The 15,968-nt window shown below is 73.3% G+C and carries 17 protein-coding genes; 12 read left to right on the plus strand and 5 right to left on the minus strand.

The window, feature by feature from the left end:
- Positions 1 to 5: 5 nt before the first annotated feature.
- A complete protein-coding gene (coaA, locus tag AB0C66_RS01030; RefSeq protein ID WP_362431181.1) occupies positions 6 to 1,013 on the minus strand; it encodes a type I pantothenate kinase in 1,008 nt (335 codons plus the stop codon).
- A gap of 167 nt (positions 1,014 to 1,180) precedes the next feature.
- Here coaA and glmS point away from each other — a divergent pair, with 167 nt between their 5' ends.
- Entirely contained in the window at positions 1,181 to 3,028 is a 1,848-nt protein-coding gene (glmS, locus tag AB0C66_RS01035; protein ID WP_362431183.1) for a glutamine--fructose-6-phosphate transaminase (isomerizing), read from the plus strand.
- A 10-nt stretch (positions 3,029 to 3,038) separates the two neighbouring features.
- The gene (locus AB0C66_RS01040; protein ID WP_362431186.1) at positions 3,039 to 3,407 is read left to right on the plus strand and encodes a holo-ACP synthase; all 369 of its coding nucleotides are present in this window, start codon (positions 3,039 to 3,041) and stop codon (positions 3,405 to 3,407) included.
- Between the two features lie 31 nt (positions 3,408 to 3,438).
- Here the strand turns inward: AB0C66_RS01040 and bla are convergent, their stop codons facing one another.
- Positions 3,439 to 4,365 carry a class A beta-lactamase gene (gene bla / locus AB0C66_RS01045; protein WP_362431188.1) on the minus strand — a complete coding sequence of 309 codons (927 nt, stop codon included), beginning with the start codon at positions 4,363 to 4,365 and terminating at the stop codon, positions 3,439 to 3,441.
- Positions 4,366 to 4,527: 162 nt separating this feature from the next.
- On the opposite strand from bla, the gene AB0C66_RS01050 reads away from it, so the two are divergent.
- Positions 4,528 to 5,421 carry a LysR family transcriptional regulator gene (locus tag AB0C66_RS01050; RefSeq protein WP_362431190.1) on the plus strand — a complete coding sequence of 298 codons (894 nt, stop codon included), beginning with the start codon at positions 4,528 to 4,530 and terminating at the stop codon, positions 5,419 to 5,421.
- Positions 5,418 to 6,317, plus strand: coding sequence for a serine hydrolase (locus tag AB0C66_RS01055; RefSeq protein ID WP_362431192.1), 900 nt, complete (start codon positions 5,418 to 5,420; stop codon positions 6,315 to 6,317). Before AB0C66_RS01050 ends, AB0C66_RS01055 begins: the two co-directional genes overlap by 4 nt.
- 28 nt (positions 6,318 to 6,345) lie before the next feature.
- On the opposite strand, the gene AB0C66_RS01060 is transcribed toward AB0C66_RS01055, so the two are convergent.
- Together AB0C66_RS01060 and AB0C66_RS01065 are read right to left on the minus strand one after the other, a co-directional pair.
- The gene (locus tag AB0C66_RS01060; protein ID WP_362431195.1) at positions 6,346 to 7,116 is read right to left on the minus strand and encodes a maleylpyruvate isomerase family mycothiol-dependent enzyme; all 771 of its coding nucleotides are present in this window, start codon (positions 7,114 to 7,116) and stop codon (positions 6,346 to 6,348) included.
- A 127-nt stretch (positions 7,117 to 7,243) separates the two neighbouring features.
- Positions 7,244 to 8,689: an NAD(P)H-hydrate dehydratase gene (locus tag AB0C66_RS01065; RefSeq protein ID WP_362431197.1), complete on the minus strand. Its 1,446-nt coding sequence runs from the start codon at positions 8,687 to 8,689 to the stop codon at positions 7,244 to 7,246.
- An 83-nt stretch (positions 8,690 to 8,772) separates the two neighbouring features.
- Here AB0C66_RS01065 and alr point away from each other — a divergent pair, with 83 nt between their 5' ends.
- From alr to AB0C66_RS01085, 4 genes are all read left to right on the plus strand, one after another.
- Positions 8,773 to 9,927, plus strand: coding sequence for an alanine racemase (alr, locus tag AB0C66_RS01070; RefSeq protein ID WP_362431200.1), 1,155 nt, complete (start codon positions 8,773 to 8,775; stop codon positions 9,925 to 9,927).
- Between the two features lie 2 nt (positions 9,928 to 9,929).
- A complete protein-coding gene (locus tag AB0C66_RS01075) occupies positions 9,930 to 11,144 on the plus strand; it encodes an alpha/beta hydrolase (protein ID WP_362431202.1) in 1,215 nt (404 codons plus the stop codon).
- A 15-nt stretch (positions 11,145 to 11,159) separates the two neighbouring features.
- On the plus strand, positions 11,160 to 11,660 hold the full coding sequence (gene tsaE, locus AB0C66_RS01080; protein ID WP_362431205.1) for a tRNA (adenosine(37)-N6)-threonylcarbamoyltransferase complex ATPase subunit type 1 TsaE: 501 nt from the start codon (positions 11,160 to 11,162) through the stop codon (positions 11,658 to 11,660).
- A gap of 183 nt (positions 11,661 to 11,843) precedes the next feature.
- A complete protein-coding gene (locus AB0C66_RS01085; protein WP_362431207.1) occupies positions 11,844 to 12,041 on the plus strand; it encodes a hypothetical protein in 198 nt (65 codons plus the stop codon).
- Between the two features lie 410 nt (positions 12,042 to 12,451).
- Here the strand turns inward: AB0C66_RS01085 and AB0C66_RS01090 are convergent, their stop codons facing one another.
- Positions 12,452 to 13,018: a hypothetical protein gene (locus AB0C66_RS01090; protein WP_362431210.1), complete on the minus strand. Its 567-nt coding sequence runs from the start codon at positions 13,016 to 13,018 to the stop codon at positions 12,452 to 12,454.
- A 223-nt stretch (positions 13,019 to 13,241) separates the two neighbouring features.
- Here AB0C66_RS01090 and tsaB point away from each other — a divergent pair, with 223 nt between their 5' ends.
- Genes tsaB through AB0C66_RS01110 form a run of 4 tightly spaced genes read left to right on the plus strand, consistent with a single transcriptional unit; the run spans position 13,242 to position 15,868 of the window.
- Entirely contained in the window at positions 13,242 to 13,916 is a 675-nt protein-coding gene (gene tsaB, locus AB0C66_RS01095) for a tRNA (adenosine(37)-N6)-threonylcarbamoyltransferase complex dimerization subunit type 1 TsaB (RefSeq protein ID WP_362431212.1), read from the plus strand.
- 26 nt (positions 13,917 to 13,942) lie between these two features.
- On the plus strand, positions 13,943 to 14,473 hold the full coding sequence (gene rimI / locus AB0C66_RS01100) for a ribosomal protein S18-alanine N-acetyltransferase (protein ID WP_362433275.1): 531 nt from the start codon (positions 13,943 to 13,945) through the stop codon (positions 14,471 to 14,473).
- On the plus strand, positions 14,466 to 15,608 hold the full coding sequence (gene tsaD, locus AB0C66_RS01105) for a tRNA (adenosine(37)-N6)-threonylcarbamoyltransferase complex transferase subunit TsaD (protein WP_362431214.1): 1,143 nt from the start codon (positions 14,466 to 14,468) through the stop codon (positions 15,606 to 15,608). Before rimI ends, tsaD begins: the two co-directional genes overlap by 8 nt.
- Positions 15,605 to 15,868, plus strand: coding sequence for a hypothetical protein (locus AB0C66_RS01110; protein ID WP_362431217.1), 264 nt, complete (start codon positions 15,605 to 15,607; stop codon positions 15,866 to 15,868). Before tsaD ends, AB0C66_RS01110 begins: the two co-directional genes overlap by 4 nt.
- The last annotated feature ends 100 nt before the right edge of the window (positions 15,869 to 15,968 follow it).

Genomic DNA, 15,968 nt, shown 5'->3' on the forward strand with positions numbered 1-15,968 from the left:
GCTCCTCAGAGTTTGCGCAGGGAAAGCCGCTGCACCTTGTGGTCGGGCCCCTTGCGGAGCACGAGCGTGGCACGCCCGCGGGTGGGCTGCACGTTCTGCTGGAGGTTGGGCTTATTGATGGTCCGCCAGATCATCCGGCCGTAGTCCAGCGCCTCCTCCTCGGAGACCTGGGTGTACTTGCGGAAGTACGAGGACGGGTCCTGGAAGGCGGTCTCGCGCAGCTTCCGGAAGCGGCCGAGGTACCAGCTCTCGATATCCGAGGTCCGCGCGTCCACGTAGACGCTGAAGTCGAAGAAGTCGGCGAGCCCGACCCGGGTCCGCCCGTCCGTCCCCGGCAGGGCCGGTTGCAGCACATTGAGCCCCTCGACGATCAGGATGTCGGGGCGGTGCACGGTCAGCCGCTCGTCCGGGACGATGTCGTAGATCAGATGCGAGTAGACCGGCGCGGTGACCTCCGCCCGGCCCGCCTTCACATCGGCGACGAAGCGGGTCAGCGCCCTGCGGTCGTAGGACTCGGGGAACCCCTTGCGGGACATCAGCCCGCGCCGGTGCAGCTCGGCGTTGGGATAGAGGAAACCGTCGGTGGTGATCAGCTCCACCCGCGGATGCTCCGGCCAGCGGGCCAGCAGCGCCTGGAGCAGCCGGGCGGTGGTGGACTTGCCGACCGCGACACTGCCCGCCACCCCGATGACGAAGGGGGTGCCGGGCTGGGTGCCACTGCCCTTCTTGGTGTCGCCGAGGAAGGTGTTGAGCGCGCCGCGCAGCCGTCCGGTGGCCGCGACATAGAGGTTGAGCAGCCGGGACAGCGGCAGATAGACATCCCGCACCTCATCGAGGTCGATGACGTCGCCCAGCCCCCGAAGCCGCTCGACCTCCTCGGCGGTCAGCGGCAGCGGTGTCTTGTCCCGCAGCGCGCTCCACTCCGAGCGTGAGAGATCCACGTACGGGCTGGCCTCGCCCCGCCGCTGCGGCGCGCGCACGGTGCGCGCATCGCGCGCGGTTGACGTGATCACACCTTCATTGTCGGGGCTGGGCCCGGAACTGTGGGGCGGGAGGAGGCGTGGGGTCGGTCACCCCGGGCAGTCCCGGGCGCCTCTGTCAGGGCTTCTCCGCCGCGTGGCCGGTGGCTGATGCGCGGGCCGTCGTCCGTCCCCGTAGGGGTGGGTCGTACGCTGCCTTCATGTGCGGAATCGTTGGTTATGTGGGAGGGCAGTCCGCCCTCGATGTCGTCCTGGCCGGTCTCAAGCGGCTCGAGTACCGCGGCTATGACTCGGCCGGGGTGGCCGTGCTCGCCGACGGGGGGCTTGCCTCCGCCAAGAAGGCGGGCAAGCTCGCCAATCTGGAGAAGGAGCTGGCCGACCGGCCGCTGCCCAGCGGCAGCACCGGGATCGGCCACACCCGGTGGGCGACCCACGGCGGTCCGACCGACGCCAACGCCCATCCGCACCTGGACAACGCGGGCCGGGTCTCCGTGGTCCACAACGGCATCATCGAGAACTTCGCGGTGCTGCGCGCCGAGTTGGCCGAGCGCGGTCATGAGCTCACCTCGGAGACCGATACCGAGGTCGTGGCGCATCTGCTCGCCGAGTCCTTCTCCTCCTGCGGTGACCTGGCCGAGGCGATGCGCCAGGTGTGCCGTCAGCTGGAGGGCGCCTTCACCCTGGTCGCGGTGCACGCGGACGCGCCCGATGTGGTGGTCGGGGCGCGGCGGAACTCGCCGCTGGTGGTCGGGGTCGGCGAGGACGAGGCGTTCCTCGCCTCCGATGTGGCCGCGTTCATCGCGCACACCCGCGAGGCCATCGAGCTGGGCCAGGACCAGGTGGTCGAGGCCCGCCGGGACGGGGTGACGGTCACCGACTTCCACGGGCAGCCCGCCGAGGTCCGCCCGTACCACGTGGACTGGGACGCCTCCGCCGCCGAGAAGGGCGGCTACGACTACTTCATGCTCAAGGAGATCGCCGAGCAGCCGAAGGCCGTCGCGGACACCCTGCTCGGCCGGATCGATCTGTCCGGCAGCCTCTGCCTGGACGAGGTGCGGATCCCCGCGTCCGTGCTGCGCGAGGTGAGCAAGGTCGTGATCGTCGCGTGCGGGACCGCTTACCACGCCGGGATGATCGCGAAGTACGCCATCGAGCACTGGACGCGGATCCCCTGTGAGACGGAGCTGGCGAGCGAGTTCCGCTACCGGGACCCGATCCTGGACCAGCGCACCCTGGTCATCGCCATCTCGCAGTCCGGCGAGACCATGGACACCCTGATGGCGCTGCGGCACGCCCGCGAACAGGGCGCCAAGGTGCTGGCGATCTGCAACACCAACGGTTCGACCATCCCGCGCGAGTCCGACGCGGTGCTCTACACCCACGCCGGGCCCGAGGTCGCGGTCGCCTCGACCAAGGCGTTCCTCACCCAGCTGGTGGCCTGCTACCTGGTGGCGCTCTATCTGGGCCAGGTGCGCGGCACCAAATGGGGCGACGAGATCCTCTCGGTGATCCGTGAGCTCTCGGAGATCGCCACCCAGGTGGAAGAGGTCCTGGAGACGATGGAGCCGGTGCGCGAGCTGGCCCGCACCCTCGCGAACAAGAACACGGTGCTCTTCCTCGGGCGTCATGTGGGCTTCCCGGTGGCGCTGGAGGGTGCGCTCAAGCTCAAGGAGCTGGCGTATATGCACGCCGAGGGGTTCGCCGCCGGTGAGCTGAAGCACGGTCCGATCGCGCTGATCGAGCAGGACGTGCCGGTGGTGGTCGTGGTGCCGTCGCCGCGAGGGCGGTCGCTGCTCCACGACAAGATCGTCTCCAATATCCAGGAGATCCGGGCGCGCGGTGCCCGCACGATCGTGATCGCCGAGCGCGGTGACGAGGCGGTGGCGCCCTACGCCGACCATCTGATCGAGATCCCCCGGACCCCGACCCTGCTCCAGCCGCTGGTGGCCACCGTGCCGCTCCAGGTCTTCGCCTGTGAACTGGCGACCGCCCGCGGCAACGAGGTCGACCAGCCGCGCAACCTGGCCAAGTCGGTGACCGTCGAGTGATCGTGATCCCGTGATCATCGGTGTCGGTATCGACGTGGCCGAGATCGACCGTTTCGCCGATGCCCTGCGGCGTACGCCGGGGCTGGCGGAGCGGCTGTTCGTGGCGGACGAGCTGACGCTGCCGAGCGGCGAGCGGCGCGGGATCGCGTCGCTCGCCGCCCGGTTCGCCGCCAAGGAGGCGCTGGCCAAGTCGCTGGGCGCGCCGGGCGGACTGCGCTGGACGGACGCCGAGGTGGTGACCGAGGACTCCGGCCGGCCGCGGCTCACCGTCCGTGGCACGGTCGCGGCGCGCGCCGCGGAGCTGGGCGTACGCGGCTGGCATATCTCGCTGAGCCATGACGCGGGGGTCGCCTCCGCGGTGGTGATCGCCGAGGGCTGACCTCCCGGCCCTGCCGGACGGGGCCGGACCGCTATCCGAGGGTGTCGGCCACCACCCCGGCCGCCCGCGCCAGCAGCTTGTCGTCGGGCTCGGCGTCCTTCGCGGTGCGGTTGGACATGATCGCCACGACGATCGGGGCCGCGCCCGGCCGCCACACCACCGCGATGTCGTTGCGGGAGCCGTAGGTGCTGCCGGTGCCGGTCTTGTCGCCGACCGTCCATGTCTTCGGCACGCCCGCCCGGATGGTCGTCGCGCCCGTGGTGTTCTTCCGCAGCCAGGTGGTGAGCCGGGCGCGCTCGGGCTTGCCGAGTACATCGCCGAGGACGAAGGCGCGCAGGTCCTTGGCGAACGCCCGCGGGGTGGTGGTGTCCCGGGTGTTCTTCGGGTCCCAGTCGTTCAGCTCCGGTTCGCGCCGCTCCATCCGGGTGGTGTGGTCGCCCATCTTCTCCAGTGCGGCGTCGAGGGCCTTGGGGCCGCCGAGTTCGGCGAGGATCAGATTGGCCGCGGTGTTGTCGCTGTAGCGGACGGCGGCGTCGCACAACTCGCCCAGGGTCATCCCGGTGCCGAGGTGCTTCTCGGTGATCGGGGAGTAGGCGGCCAGATCGTCCTTGGTGTACCTGATCTTCTTGTCCATCCCCTTGAGCGAGCGTTCGCGCAGGACGGTTCCGGCGGCCATGGCCTTGAAGGTGGAGGCGAAGGGGAAGCGCGCGCCGTCGTGGTAGGCCACCTCGCGCCCGGTCCCGGTGTCGATGGCGTAGACCCCGAGCCGTGCGTCGAACTTCTTCTCCAGCTTCTTGAACTCATCGGTGGACGCGCGGGCGGAGGCGGGCTCCGCCGCCTTCGAGGACGCCTTCGAGGTGGACTTCGGGGAGTCGTCCTGGCCGCAGGCCGCCAGCGGGACGAGGACGAGGGTGGCGAGCGCGCCGCGAAGGGCGCGCCGGAAGCGGGTCTGGCGCATGGTCCGGGACCTCCTGACCGGCCCCGTCGTACGGGGCACACGGTGGGTGGAACGACGGGGATGGCGTCCTGATCACCCTTGTCGGCCGCGGTCATACGGTCCAATACGCTTTTGCGGGTTTCCATGAGGAAATGACATGACGGCGGGCCTAGAGTGGCGGCTGTGGATCTGGTGGGAGCGTGCCGTGCCTTCGTGAGCGTGAGCGAGCGCGGCAGTTTCACCGTCGGGGCGGCCGCCGCCCGGATGTCCCAGCCGGTGGCCAGCCGCCGCATCGCCGCACTGGAAGCCCACTTCGGTGAGCGGCTGTTCGAGCGCACCTCACGGCGGGCGGTCCTCACCCCGTTCGGCCGGGATCTGCTCCCGGCGGCCCGGCAGCTCGTGCTGGCGGCCGATGTGCTGCACCACGAGGCGGAGGCCGCCAAGCGCAAACCGTGGCGGCTGGCGATGCCCGGTATCTGCTCCACCGTCGACCTCGCCCGGCTGGTGGCCGACGCGCGGGGGCACGGGGTCACCCTCGACCTCCGGTTCGCGCCACCGCGCCTTCGCGAGGAGCTGGTCCGCTCCCAGCAGGTACGGGCCGCCCTGCTGCCGGTGCCGCCGGACGAGGCGCTGTGGTCGGTGCCGCTCGGACTGGCCGGGGCCGGGGACCCCGGCGTCAGGCGTGTCTACCTGGAGACCCTGCGGGTGGGCCGGGGCGCCCCCGAACCGCCCCGCCGGATCCGGATCCAGCCGGAGGACGACGTTCCGCACATCCGCGATCCGCTGACCCGGCTACGGGACGCCGTCGGGCTGCGGCCCGCCCAGCTCGTGGTCGCCGATGACCTCACCACCGCGGCGGCGGATGTCCTGTGCTCGGCCGACCTGCTGCTCTGCTCACCCGTACAGGCCCGGGAACTCGCCCTGCACTGGCGGCCCATCGGCGAACTCGCGCTCACCCGGGGCTACGCCGTCACCGCCGCCGCGGCCGGTAACCCCCAGCACATCCAGGACCGTCTGGGCGACGCGCTGGCGCGCTGCCTGGGCGCCGCACCGTCCACCGAGGGAGTCGTGACATGACCGAGGCGCTGCTGCGCGAGATGCGCGACCAGCTGCGCGACGGCGGTCTGCGCGGCTATCTGCTGGTCCGGGATCTGCGCACCGGTGAGGAGCTGGGCATCGAACCCGATGCCCAACTGCCGTCCGCCTCCCTGGTGAAGGTCCCGCTCGCGCTGGCCACGGCCGAGCGCGTCCGGCGCGGAGAACTCGACGGGGCGACCCCGCTGGAGGTGCGGCCCGGCCGGATCACCACCCCCGGCCCGACCGGGCTGAGCCGGTTCCGCCACCCCGCCCGGATCGCCCTCGACGACCTGGTCTATCTGAGCACCTGCGTCAGCGACGGAACCGCCGCCGACGCGCTGTTCGCGCTCACCCCGCCCGACCACGTCGGACGGATCCTCCAGGAGCTCGGGCTGCACGGCATCACCGTCCGGCACACCATGCGGGAGCTGTCCGACACCCCGGAGGAACGCTTCGACAGCACACAGGCCCATCTCGCCCACGCCCTCGCCATCGACGCGGGCACCTCCGGCCGCGGCCACCGGGTGCCGCAGCTCGACACCACCCGCGCCAACACCGGCAGCGCCCGCGCCTGGGCCGATCTGCTGCAAGCCCTGTGGACACCGTCGGCGATCCACCCGGAGGTGGCCGAGCGGGTCCGCGGTCTGATGGCCCACAACCTGATGCGGCACCGCCTCGCCCCGGACTTCGGCTCGGACGCCACCACGTGGTCCTCCAAAACCGGCACCCTCCTCAACCTCCGCCATGAGATCGGTGTGGTGGAGCACGCGGACGGCCAGAGCTTCGCCATCGCCGTACTGACCGAGTCGGTGGTGCCGGCCAGCCGCCAGCCCGGCGCCGAGGCCCTGATGTCCCACGTCGCCCGCACTCTGCGGGACCACCTCCGGCAGCTCTGACCGCCGTCCCGGGGCCGTCCCTCCTCTGTCACTCCAGCCAGAAGCCGGTCCGCGTCAGCCACTGCTCCAGCAGGGCGGTGTCGCCGAGGACTTCGGTGCGCGGCGCGGGCCGCCGGTAGACCAGCAGCAGGAGTTCGGTCAGCGGACCGTGTACGGTCACCGCCGCCGCCTCCTCCGTACGGCGCCAGACCGGGGCGGTCCCGGTGAGGTCGACCAGCCGGTGCGCCCCGGTGTCCGTGGCATGGAACTGGAGGGTCCGGCCGGGGCCGAGCAGCGGCGGCTCGGATTCGTACGCTTCCGGCAACGTGCCGAAGTCCATCCACTCGTCGAGCGCGTCGTCCGCCAACTCCTCGTCGAGGGTGTACTCCGCGCCCACGGTCAGGGCGGCGTCCGCTCGGTGCAGGGCGGTCTCATGGGCCATCCGGCGGGCCCAGAACATCGAGGTGCCGCCGGGTCCCGGCGTCCACACCGGCAGGTCGGGCCCGGCCGCGCGCAGGGTGTCCGCCAACCGGGCGGCCCCGTCGGCGAGACGGGCGTCCAGCGCCTCCCCGTTCTTCTCGTCGGCGAGCCGCGGGACGTCGTTGACCAGCTCGTCGGAGACCGGTTCCGTCGACCGGCTGCGGACGGCTTCCTCGGCCCAGCGGTGCGCACCGTTCACATGGCGCAGCAGCTGGCCGAGGGTCCACTCCGGGCAGCTGGGCACCGGGGCGTTCAGATCGGCGTCCCGGGCGCACTGCCTCAAGTGCTCGGTCTGCGCGACGATTTCGGCGGCGTAGCGGTCCAGGCTCAGGGCGGTCATACGGCCTACGCTACGGACCGCCGCGCGGACTGCCACCGGTTTTGTCCGGTCGGCCACCGGCCACCCCGTCGGAGCGCCGCCTCCAACCCGGCCGCCCCGGTGATCCGGGTCATGGCGCCGCGTACCGTCACGCCATGACGTCCCGCCACGCCTCCGGCAGCGCCGTCGCCACGTCGTCCGCCGCGATCGGCGCACCGTGCGGGCCCGACGCGCGGCGGGCCGCCAGACCGTGGAGGTAGGCACCGGCGGAGGCCGCGTCGGCGGCGGTGAGGCCCGCCGCGAGCAGTGAGCCCGTCAGCCCGGACAGCACGTCCCCGCTGCCCGCCGTGGCGAGCCAGCCGGTGCCGGTGGGGTTGACCCGTACCGGACCCGCCTCGTCCGTCACCAGGGTGGTGGACCCCTTCAGGAGCACCGTGGCGCCGTAGCGCCCGGCCAGCTCCCGCACCGCAGCCAGCCGCCCCGACTCCACCTCCTCGCGGGAGACGCCGAGCAGGGCCGCGGCCTCGCCCGCGTGCGGGGTCAGCACCGTGGGCGCCGCGCGCTCGCGCAGATCGCCGGGCGGCAGGAGGCGCAGCCCGTCGGCGTCGACCAGGACGGGGACATCCGAGGCGAGCACGTCCTCCAGCGAGTGCCGGGCGGCCGCGCCGTCGCCCAGGCCGGGGCCGACCGCCCACGCCTGGACCCGGCCCGCCTTCGCCGGGGGACCGGCGTGCACCAGCGTCTCGGGGAAGCGGGCGATGACCGCGTCGGCCGCCGGGCCCACATAGCGCACCGCTCCCGCGCCGCCCCGCAGCGCGCCCGCGACGGCCAGCACCGCGGCGCCCGGATAGCGGGCGGAGCCCGCCACCACCCCGACCACCCCGCGCCGGTACTTGTCGCTCTCCGCCGAGGGCCGGGGCAGCAGCGCCGCCACATCCTCGTGCTGGAGCGCCTCCGCGTCCGGCACCGGCGGCAGATACGGCTCCAGGCCGATGCCGATCAGCCGCAGCGCCCCCGCGTGGCCACGGGCCGGGTCGATCAGCAGCCCCGGTTTGTACGTGCCGAAGGTGACCGTGGCGTCGGCGCGCACGGCCGCGCCCCTCACCTCGCCGGTGTCGGCGTCCACCCCGCTCGGCAGATCCACCGCGACGACCGTGCCGCGCACCGCCCGCGTCAGCCGTTCGGCCTCGGCCCGCAGCCCGCCCTTGCCGCCGATGCCCACGACGCCGTCCAGCACCAGTCCGGCGCGGGCCACGGCCGGTTCGGCCCGTTCGTCATCGGCGGGTACCGCCCGTCCGCCCGCCGCCAGCAGCGCGCGCAGTCCGCCCGGATGGGCCCGGTCCGGGGCCAGCAGCACCGCCGTGACCCCGGCGCCGCGCCGGGCCAGCAGGGCGCCCGCGTACAGCGCGTCACCCCCGTTGTCCCCGCTTCCGGCCAGTACGGCCACCCGGGCCCCGGACACCCGGCGCAGTAGATCGGCGCAGGCCGCGGCCAGTCCGGCGGCCGCGCGCCGCATGAGCGCGCCGTCCGGCAGCCGCGCCATAAGCTCCCGTTCCGCGGCCCGTACGGTCTCGACGCTGTAGGCAGTCCTCATGGTCACAGTCTCCCCAACGGAGGGTGCTCCGTGCGGGGAAGCACACACTCCGGGTGGCGTACGGGCCTGAGAGACTGACGGGGATGGACGAGACACCGATGCGTGCCCGCGCCGTGGTCGATCTGGCCGCCCTGCGGGACAACGTTCGGGCGCTGCGTGCCGCGGCGCCCACCGCCGAGCTGATGACCGTCGTGAAGGCGGACGGCTACGGCCACGGCGCGCTGCCCTGCGCGCGCGCCGCCCGCGAGGCCGGTGCGAGCTGGCTGGGCACCGCCACGCCGGAGGAGGCGCTCGCGCTGCGCGCGGCGGGGGACACCGGCCGGCTGATGTGCTGGCTGTGGACGCCCGGCGGGCCCTGGCGGGAGGCGATCGAGGCGGACATCGACGTCTCGGCCAGCGGGCTGTGGGCACTGCGGGAGGCCGTCGCCGCGGCCCGCGCCAGCGGCCGGACAGCCAGGATCCAGCTCAAGGCCGACACCGGGCTCGGCCGCAGCGGCTGTCAGCCCGCCGACTGGCCCGCGCTGGTCGCCGAGGCCCGCGCCGCCGAGGCGGCGGGCAGCGTACGGGTGACCGGTGTCTGGTCCCACTTCGCCTGCGCCGACGAGCCGGGCCACCCCTCCATCGAGGCCCAGCTGACCGTCTTCCGCGAGGTGCTCGCGCACGCCGAGCGGGCCGGACTGCGGCCGGAGGTACGCCATCTGGCCAACTCCCCGGCGACGCTGACCCTCCCGGAGTCCCACTTCGACCTCGTCCGGACCGGCATCGCCACCTACGGCATCTCGCCGAGCCCCGAGGTCGGCGTGCCCGCCGACTTCGGACTGCGGCCGGTGATGACGCTGTCCGCCTCGCTCGCCTCGGTGAAACGGGTGCCGGGCGGACACGGCGTCTCCTACGGCCACCGCTACGTCACCCCGGGAGCCACCACCCTCGCCCTGGTGCCGGTCGGCTACGCGGACGGCATCCCGCGCCATGCCTCGGGGACGGGCCCGGTGCTGGTCGCCGGGAAGTGGCGGACGGTCGCGGGCACCGTGGCCATGGACCAGTTCGTGGTGGACCTCGGCGGCGACACCGCGGTCGAGGGCGAGGAGGCGGTGCTCTTCGGTCCCGGCGACCGGGGCGAGCCCACGGCCGAGGACTGGGCACGTGCCGTGGGCACCATCGCCTACGAGATCGTCACCCGTGTGGGTTCCCGGGTGCCACGCGTTTATGTAGGTCATTCGGGGGGCACAGGGATCTGACCATGGGCGACGACAGCACGGCAGAGATGGCGACACGGGTCGCGGCGGGGGCCACGGCCGTGAGCTGGAGGCGGGGAGCCGGGTTCGCGGGCGCCGCGATCGGCGTCCTCGCGGCCGGGGCCGCGGCGGGTGTCGCACTGGAGCGCCTCACGGTCGGCCGCGGCGTACGGCGCAAGGCCCGGCTCGCACTGGACGCCGAGGGCCCGTACGGCACGCTGCGCGGCACCCCCGGCAGAGCGCTGGCCGACGACGGCACCGAGCTGTACTACGAGATCGAAGAGGTCCGGGAGAGCGGCGCGCCCGCGTCGTCCCGGCGCAAGCGGCGGTTCAGCCGCAAGTCCGCGGCCGCCCCCGTCACCATGATCTTCAGCCATGGATACTGCCTGGCCCAGGACTCCTGGCACTTCCAGCGCTCCGCGCTGCGCGAGGTGGTCCGCACCGTCTACTGGGACCAGCGCTGCCACGGCCGCTCGGCGCGCGGCTGCGCCCAGGCCGACGGTGACGCGCTCACCATCGACCAGCTCGGCCGCGATCTGAAGGCGGTCATCGACGCCGCGGCGCCGGACGGGCCACTGGTGCTGGTCGGCCACTCCATGGGCGGCATGACGATGATGGCGCTGGCCGCGCAGTTCCCGGAGCTGATCCGGGACCGGGTGGTCGGGGTGGCGTTCCTCGGCACCTCGGCGGGGCGGCTCGGCGAGGTCAGCTTCGGCCTGCCGGTCGTCGGGGTGAACGCGGTGCGCAGGGTGCTCCCCGGCCTGCTGAAGGCGCTGGGCTGGCAGGTGGAACTGGTCGAGCGGGGCCGCCGGGCCACCGCCGATCTCTTCGCCGGGCTGATCAAGCGCTATTCGTTCGGCTCGAAGGATGTGGACCCCGGGGTCGCGCGGTTCGCGGAGCGGCTGATCGAGGCCACTCCGATCGATGTGGTCGCGGAGTTCTATCCGGCCTTCCTCGCCCACGACAAGGCCGAGGCGCTGCCGCATTTCGACGGGGTGCCGGTGCTGGTGCTGGCGGGCGACAAGGACCTGATCACGCCCATGGAGCACAGCGAGGCCATCGCGGAGCTGCTGCCCGGCGCCGAGCTGGTGATCGTCGAGGAGGCGGGCCACCTGGTGATCCTCGAGCACCCCGAGGTGGTCAACGGACATCTGACCGAACTGCTGGCCAGAGTGGTCGAGGGGGTCGACGGACGAGCCCGGCGAGGGGTGTCCGGCTGAGTACCATCGGCCGGTATGGACGTAGCGACACGCATCACCGTCACCTCCCCCGAGCAGATGCGGGACCTGGGCCGCAGACTCGCCAAGCTGCTGCGCCCCGGCGATCTGGTGCTGCTCACCGGTGAGCTGGGCGCGGGCAAGACCACGCTGACCCGGGGCCTGGGGGAGGGCCTGGGCGTACGCGGCGCGGTCACCTCGCCGACGTTCGTGATCGCCCGTGTCCACCCGTCCCTCGGCTCCGGCCCGCCCCTGGTCCATGTGGACGCCTATCGCCTGGGCGGCGGTCTGGACGAGATGGAGGACCTCGACCTCGACGTGTCGCTGCCGGAGTCGGTGATCGCGGTCGAATGGGGCGAGGGCAAGGTCGAGGAGCTCTCCGAGGACCGGCTGCATGTGGTGATCGAGCGCGCGGTGGGCGACGGCGCGGCCGGTGACCCGGACGACACCCGCGGCGTGGTGGTCACCGGGGTCGGCCCGCGGTGGGCCGACGAGGACCTGGCGTCGCTGGCCGGATGACACGGCCCCGCGGAGGGGGATGACGGGCGGCTGACGGGGTACGTTCCGACAAGCCGTCGGCATGATGTTGCGCTGTGGGCATCGGCCGTGGTCACATGGGAGGGGGAGCGTGGTTAGGCGTGCCTAACCACCTTCGGATTTTCCCTGTTCGTCCGAGTGCCCCAGGACCCTCAGGAGGCATCCATGTCGGCCCAGGAATCCGTTGCCGGGACAGCCCGGCGCGACGATGGCCGTTCGCCGTCGATGAGGGACCTGCTGGCGGCCTGCGCGGCGGCCAGCGCGGTGTCCACACCCCCGGCCGACGAGGCCGGATCCGCCGCCGCCGAGCGGCAGGCGCCCGAGCGGGACGAGCCGGTGCGCGAGCGGCGCGACGCCGCGTAGGGTGCCACCGGCGGCAGGCCGGACCGCCCTGCTTGATCACCGCCGGCGCGATACCCGACCCGCTTGCGCGGCGACCAGCGCGGTGTACACGCCTGCGGCGGACGAGGCCGGGGTCCGGCGCGGCCGAGCGGCGGGCGTGGGGCGGCGCGCTGCCGCGTAGGGGTGCCAGAGGTTGCCCGCCGGAGCGTCGCGTTTGAGTGCCCCCGGCGCGGTGCGGAGCCGCTGGGCGGCGGCGAGCACAGGGTCCACGCCCCGGCGGACGAGACCGGGGCGGCGCGACGTCGCGTAGGAGCGTCGGCGGTCACCGGCCGGACCGCGCCGCTTGATCACCGCCGGCGCGGCCGGGCGGCGGGCGCGGGGTCCACGCGACGCCGCGTAGGGGTGCCACCCAGCAGGGGGGCCGGAGCGCGCTACTTGATGACCACTACCGCCGTGCCGACCTGGGCGAACTTCCACATGGCCGAGCCGTCCGCCCGCGCCTCCCGCACCGCGCCCGTCCGCTTGCGCGCGTCCGGGTCCGGCATCGTGCCGTCCATGGCCGCACTGAAACCGAACACCACGCCCCCTTCCGAGTGGAAGACGACGACGTGCTCGACCTGCACCCCGTCCGAGCCCACCCCGCCCTGGTTCCGCGAGGTGACCTTGTACGTGCCCGGGGCCGGGCTGGCCGAGCTGGGGCCGACCGGGTAGGTGCGGGTGGCCCGGCCGTCCGCGCCGACCAGCCAGACCCGCCGGTCGCCGAGCGCGTAGACGATCCGGGTGCCCGTCCCCGAGCCCTTCGGCAGGGCCGTGGACTTCTTCTTGGCCTTCTTCGCCTGGTCCTTCGACTCGCTGGAGTGTGAACCGGGCCGGGCCTGGGTGGGATGGTCGGGCGCGGTCGCCGCGGCCTGGTAACCGAAGTAGGCGACGGCGCCGAGCGCTGCGGCGGTGAGAACGGCGACGGCGGGCCCGGTGCGGCTCCTCGGCACGGCGGACATCCTCTCCTGCGGTCAGTACGCGCTCACGGCCCGTACACACTTACGGCGACGGTAGCACCGGGGCCCGGCACGGGTGCGCGCTCACCGCGCCCCACCGTCGCCCTGTTGCCCCCTTGGTACGGAGTACTGGTACGTAGGACGCGCCGACGGCCGTTCCGGGTGCTCCGGTGGACGCCGCCGTACTCCGAAGAACGATCTTCCGGGGGCGCCGTAGGCTGTCCTCGTGCTGTTGCTCGCGCTTGATACCGCCACCCCCGCCGTCACGGTCGCCCTGCACGACGGCTCCGAAGTCCTCGCCGAGTCCGCCGACATCGACGCCCGGCGCCACGGCGAGCTGCTGCTCCCCGCCGTCCACCGGACCCTGCGGGTCGCGGGCACCGAGCTGGCCGCGGTGACGGAGATCGTCGTCGGGGTCGGCCCCGGCCCCTACACCGGGCTGCGGGTCGGGCTGGTGACGGCCGCGACCTTCGGCGCCGCGCTCGGCATCCCCGTGCACGGACTGTGCACGCTGGACGGGATCGCGTACGCCGCCGGTCGGGCCGGTCTCACCGGATCCTTCGTGGTGGCCACCGACGCGCGCCGCAAGGAGGTCTACTGGGCCCGCTACGACGATCCGCGGACCCGGGTGACCGAGCCCGCCGTGGACCTCCCCGCCGATCTCACCGAGGCCCCGCGGGTCGCCGGGGTGCCCGCCGTCGGCGCGGGTGCCCTCCTCTACCCGGCCGCCTTCGCCGAGGTGCCGGCCGGGATGCCCGAGCACCAGTCGGCCGGCGCGCTGGCCTCGCTCGCCGCCGAGAAACTGGCGCGCGGCGAGGAGCTGCTGCCGCCCCGGCCGCTGTATCTGCGCCGCCCCGACGCCAAGGTGCCCGCGAACTACAAGGTGGTCACCCCCAAGTGACCGGCCCGACCGTGACGTTGCGCGAGATGCGCTGGTGGGACATCGACCCGGTGCTGGCCCTCGAGGAGGACCTGTTCCCCGACGACGCGTGGTCGCGCGGGATGTTCTGGTCCGAACTGGCCCACGCCCGGGGCCGGGACGTCACCCGCCACTACGTGGTCGCGGAGACGGCGGAGCCCGGGGCGGCGCCGGGCGGGATAGCCGGCTACGCCGGGCTCGCGGTCTTCGACCACACCGGCGACGTCCAGACCATCGCCACCGCGCGTGACCACTGGGGCACCGGGCTCGGCGCCCGGCTGCTCACCGATCTCCTCGGCGCCGCCACCGCCTTCGAATGCCGTGAGGTGCTCCTGGAGGTGCGGGTCGACAACACCCGCGCACAGCGCCTGTACGAGCGCTTCGGCTTCGAGCCCATCGGTGTCCGCAAGGGCTACTACCAGCCGGGCCCTGTGGACGCCCTCGTCATGCGGCTGTCCGATCCGGCCGCCCCCACGACCCCCTCCGCGGCCGCGGCCGTGCCGCCCTCCTCAGTACAAGGAACGAAGACCCATGGCTGACGAACCGCTCGTCCTCGGCATCGAGACCTCCTGCGACGAGACCGGCGTCGGGATCGTCCGCGGCCACACCCTGCTCGCCGACGCGGTCGCCTCCAGTGTGGACGAGCACGCCCGGTTCGGCGGAGTGGTCCCCGAGGTCGCCAGCCGCGCCCATCTGGAGGCGATGGTCCCCACCATCCAGCGCGCCCTGAAGGACGCCGGGGTCGCCGCCTCCGACCTCGACGGCATCGCCGTCACCGCCGGTCCCGGACTCGCGGGCGCCCTGCTCGTGGGTGTCTCCGCGGCCAAGGCGTACGCCTACGCCCTCGGCAAGCCGCTCTACGGCGTCAACCACCTCGCCTCGCATATCTGCGTCGACCAGCTGGAGCACGGTCCGCTGCCCGAGCCGACCATGGCCCTCCTGGTCAGCGGCGGCCACTCCTCGCTGCTGCTCGCCCCCGACATCACCTCCGACGTCCGCCCGCTCGGCTCGACCATCGACGACGCGGCGGGCGAGGCGTTCGACAAGATCGCCCGGGTGCTGAACCTCGGCTTCCCCGGCGGCCCGGTCATCGACCGCATCGCGCGCGACGGCGACCCCGAGGCCATCGCCTTCCCCCGCGGCCTCACCGGCCCGCGCGACGCCGCCTACGACTTCTCCTTCTCCGGCCTCAAGACCGCCGTGGCCCGCTGGATCGAGGCCAAGCGGGCGGCGGGCGAGGAGGTCCCGGTCGCCGATGTCTCGGCCTCCTTCCAGGAGGCGGTCGCCGACGTCCTGACCCGCAAGGCGGTCCGCGCCTGCAAGGACGAGGGCGTCGAGCATCTGATGATCGGCGGCGGTGTCGCCGCCAACTCCCGGCTGCGCGCCCTGGCCGAGCGCCGCTGCGAGGACGCGGGCATCACCCTGCGCGTCCCGCGCCCCAAGCTGTGCACGGACAACGGCGCGATGGTCGCGGCCCTGGGCGCGGAGATGGTCACCCGCGGCCGCTCGGCTTCCGCCTGGGACCTGTCCGCCGACTCCTCGCTCCCGGTGACGGACCCCCATGTCCCGGACCCCGAGGGGCACTCCCACTCCCATACGCACGCGCACGCGCACTCCCACGCGCACGACCACGACCATGTGCACGAGCTGAGCCGGAAGAACCTCTACGCATGACCGTCGCCCTGATGTGGGAGGCCCGGGCCGCCGAGGGCCGTGGAGCCGATCTGCTCGCCTGGGCCGCCCGACAGCCCCTCGACCCGCCCCCACTCCGCCGCGAGACCTTCCGCTCCCCCGAGGACCGGGTCCTCGTCATCACCTGGTGGTCCGCCGACTACGACACCCCCGGCCTGCCCGAACTCCCCGAACCCCCCGAGGACATGACCCGCCGAGCGGTCCACCGCTGGCGCTTCGAAAAGGTGGCGGACGGGAGCTGACACCCCGGGCACCAGGGGTGCGCGACTCGTTCCCGACGCCATGGACGCCTGACTGGAAGACTTGGCCGCCCGTGACGTTGTGCCATGTCCCTACGGGCCG

Origin of the sequence: Streptomyces sp. NPDC048636 (assembly GCF_040650655.1) — a bacterium.
In the GTDB taxonomy this organism is placed as follows: Bacteria; Actinomycetota; Actinomycetes; order Streptomycetales; family Streptomycetaceae; genus Streptomyces.

What these genes read in the sequence shown, in the direction of transcription:
- AB0C66_RS01085 (WP_362431207.1), top strand. Translation starts at nt 11,844, where the DNA reads ATGTCGGCCCAGGAATCCGTTGCCGGGACAGCCCGGCGCGACGATGGC.
- tsaE (WP_362431205.1), top strand. Translation starts at nt 11,160, where the DNA reads ATGGACGTAGCGACACGCATCACCGTCACCTCCCCCGAGCAGATGCGG.
- bla (WP_362431188.1), bottom strand. Translation starts at nt 4,365, where the DNA reads ATGCGCCAGACCCGCTTCCGGCGCGCCCTTCGCGGCGCGCTCGCCACC.
- alr (WP_362431200.1), top strand. Translation starts at nt 8,773, where the DNA reads ATGGACGAGACACCGATGCGTGCCCGCGCCGTGGTCGATCTGGCCGCC.
- AB0C66_RS01110 (WP_362431217.1), top strand. Translation starts at nt 15,605, where the DNA reads ATGACCGTCGCCCTGATGTGGGAGGCCCGGGCCGCCGAGGGCCGTGGA.
- rimI (WP_362433275.1), top strand. Translation starts at nt 13,943, where the DNA reads ATGCGCTGGTGGGACATCGACCCGGTGCTGGCCCTCGAGGAGGACCTG.
- AB0C66_RS01060 (WP_362431195.1), bottom strand. Translation starts at nt 7,116, where the DNA reads ATGACCGCCCTGAGCCTGGACCGCTACGCCGCCGAAATCGTCGCGCAG.
- AB0C66_RS01065 (WP_362431197.1), bottom strand. Translation starts at nt 8,689, where the DNA reads ATGAGGACTGCCTACAGCGTCGAGACCGTACGGGCCGCGGAACGGGAG.
- glmS (WP_362431183.1), top strand. Translation starts at nt 1,181, where the DNA reads ATGTGCGGAATCGTTGGTTATGTGGGAGGGCAGTCCGCCCTCGATGTC.
- tsaD (WP_362431214.1), top strand. Translation starts at nt 14,466, where the DNA reads ATGGCTGACGAACCGCTCGTCCTCGGCATCGAGACCTCCTGCGACGAG.
- AB0C66_RS01075 (WP_362431202.1), top strand. Translation starts at nt 9,930, where the DNA reads ATGGGCGACGACAGCACGGCAGAGATGGCGACACGGGTCGCGGCGGGG.
- AB0C66_RS01055 (WP_362431192.1), top strand. Translation starts at nt 5,418, where the DNA reads ATGACCGAGGCGCTGCTGCGCGAGATGCGCGACCAGCTGCGCGACGGC.
- AB0C66_RS01090 (WP_362431210.1), bottom strand. Translation starts at nt 13,018, where the DNA reads ATGTCCGCCGTGCCGAGGAGCCGCACCGGGCCCGCCGTCGCCGTTCTC.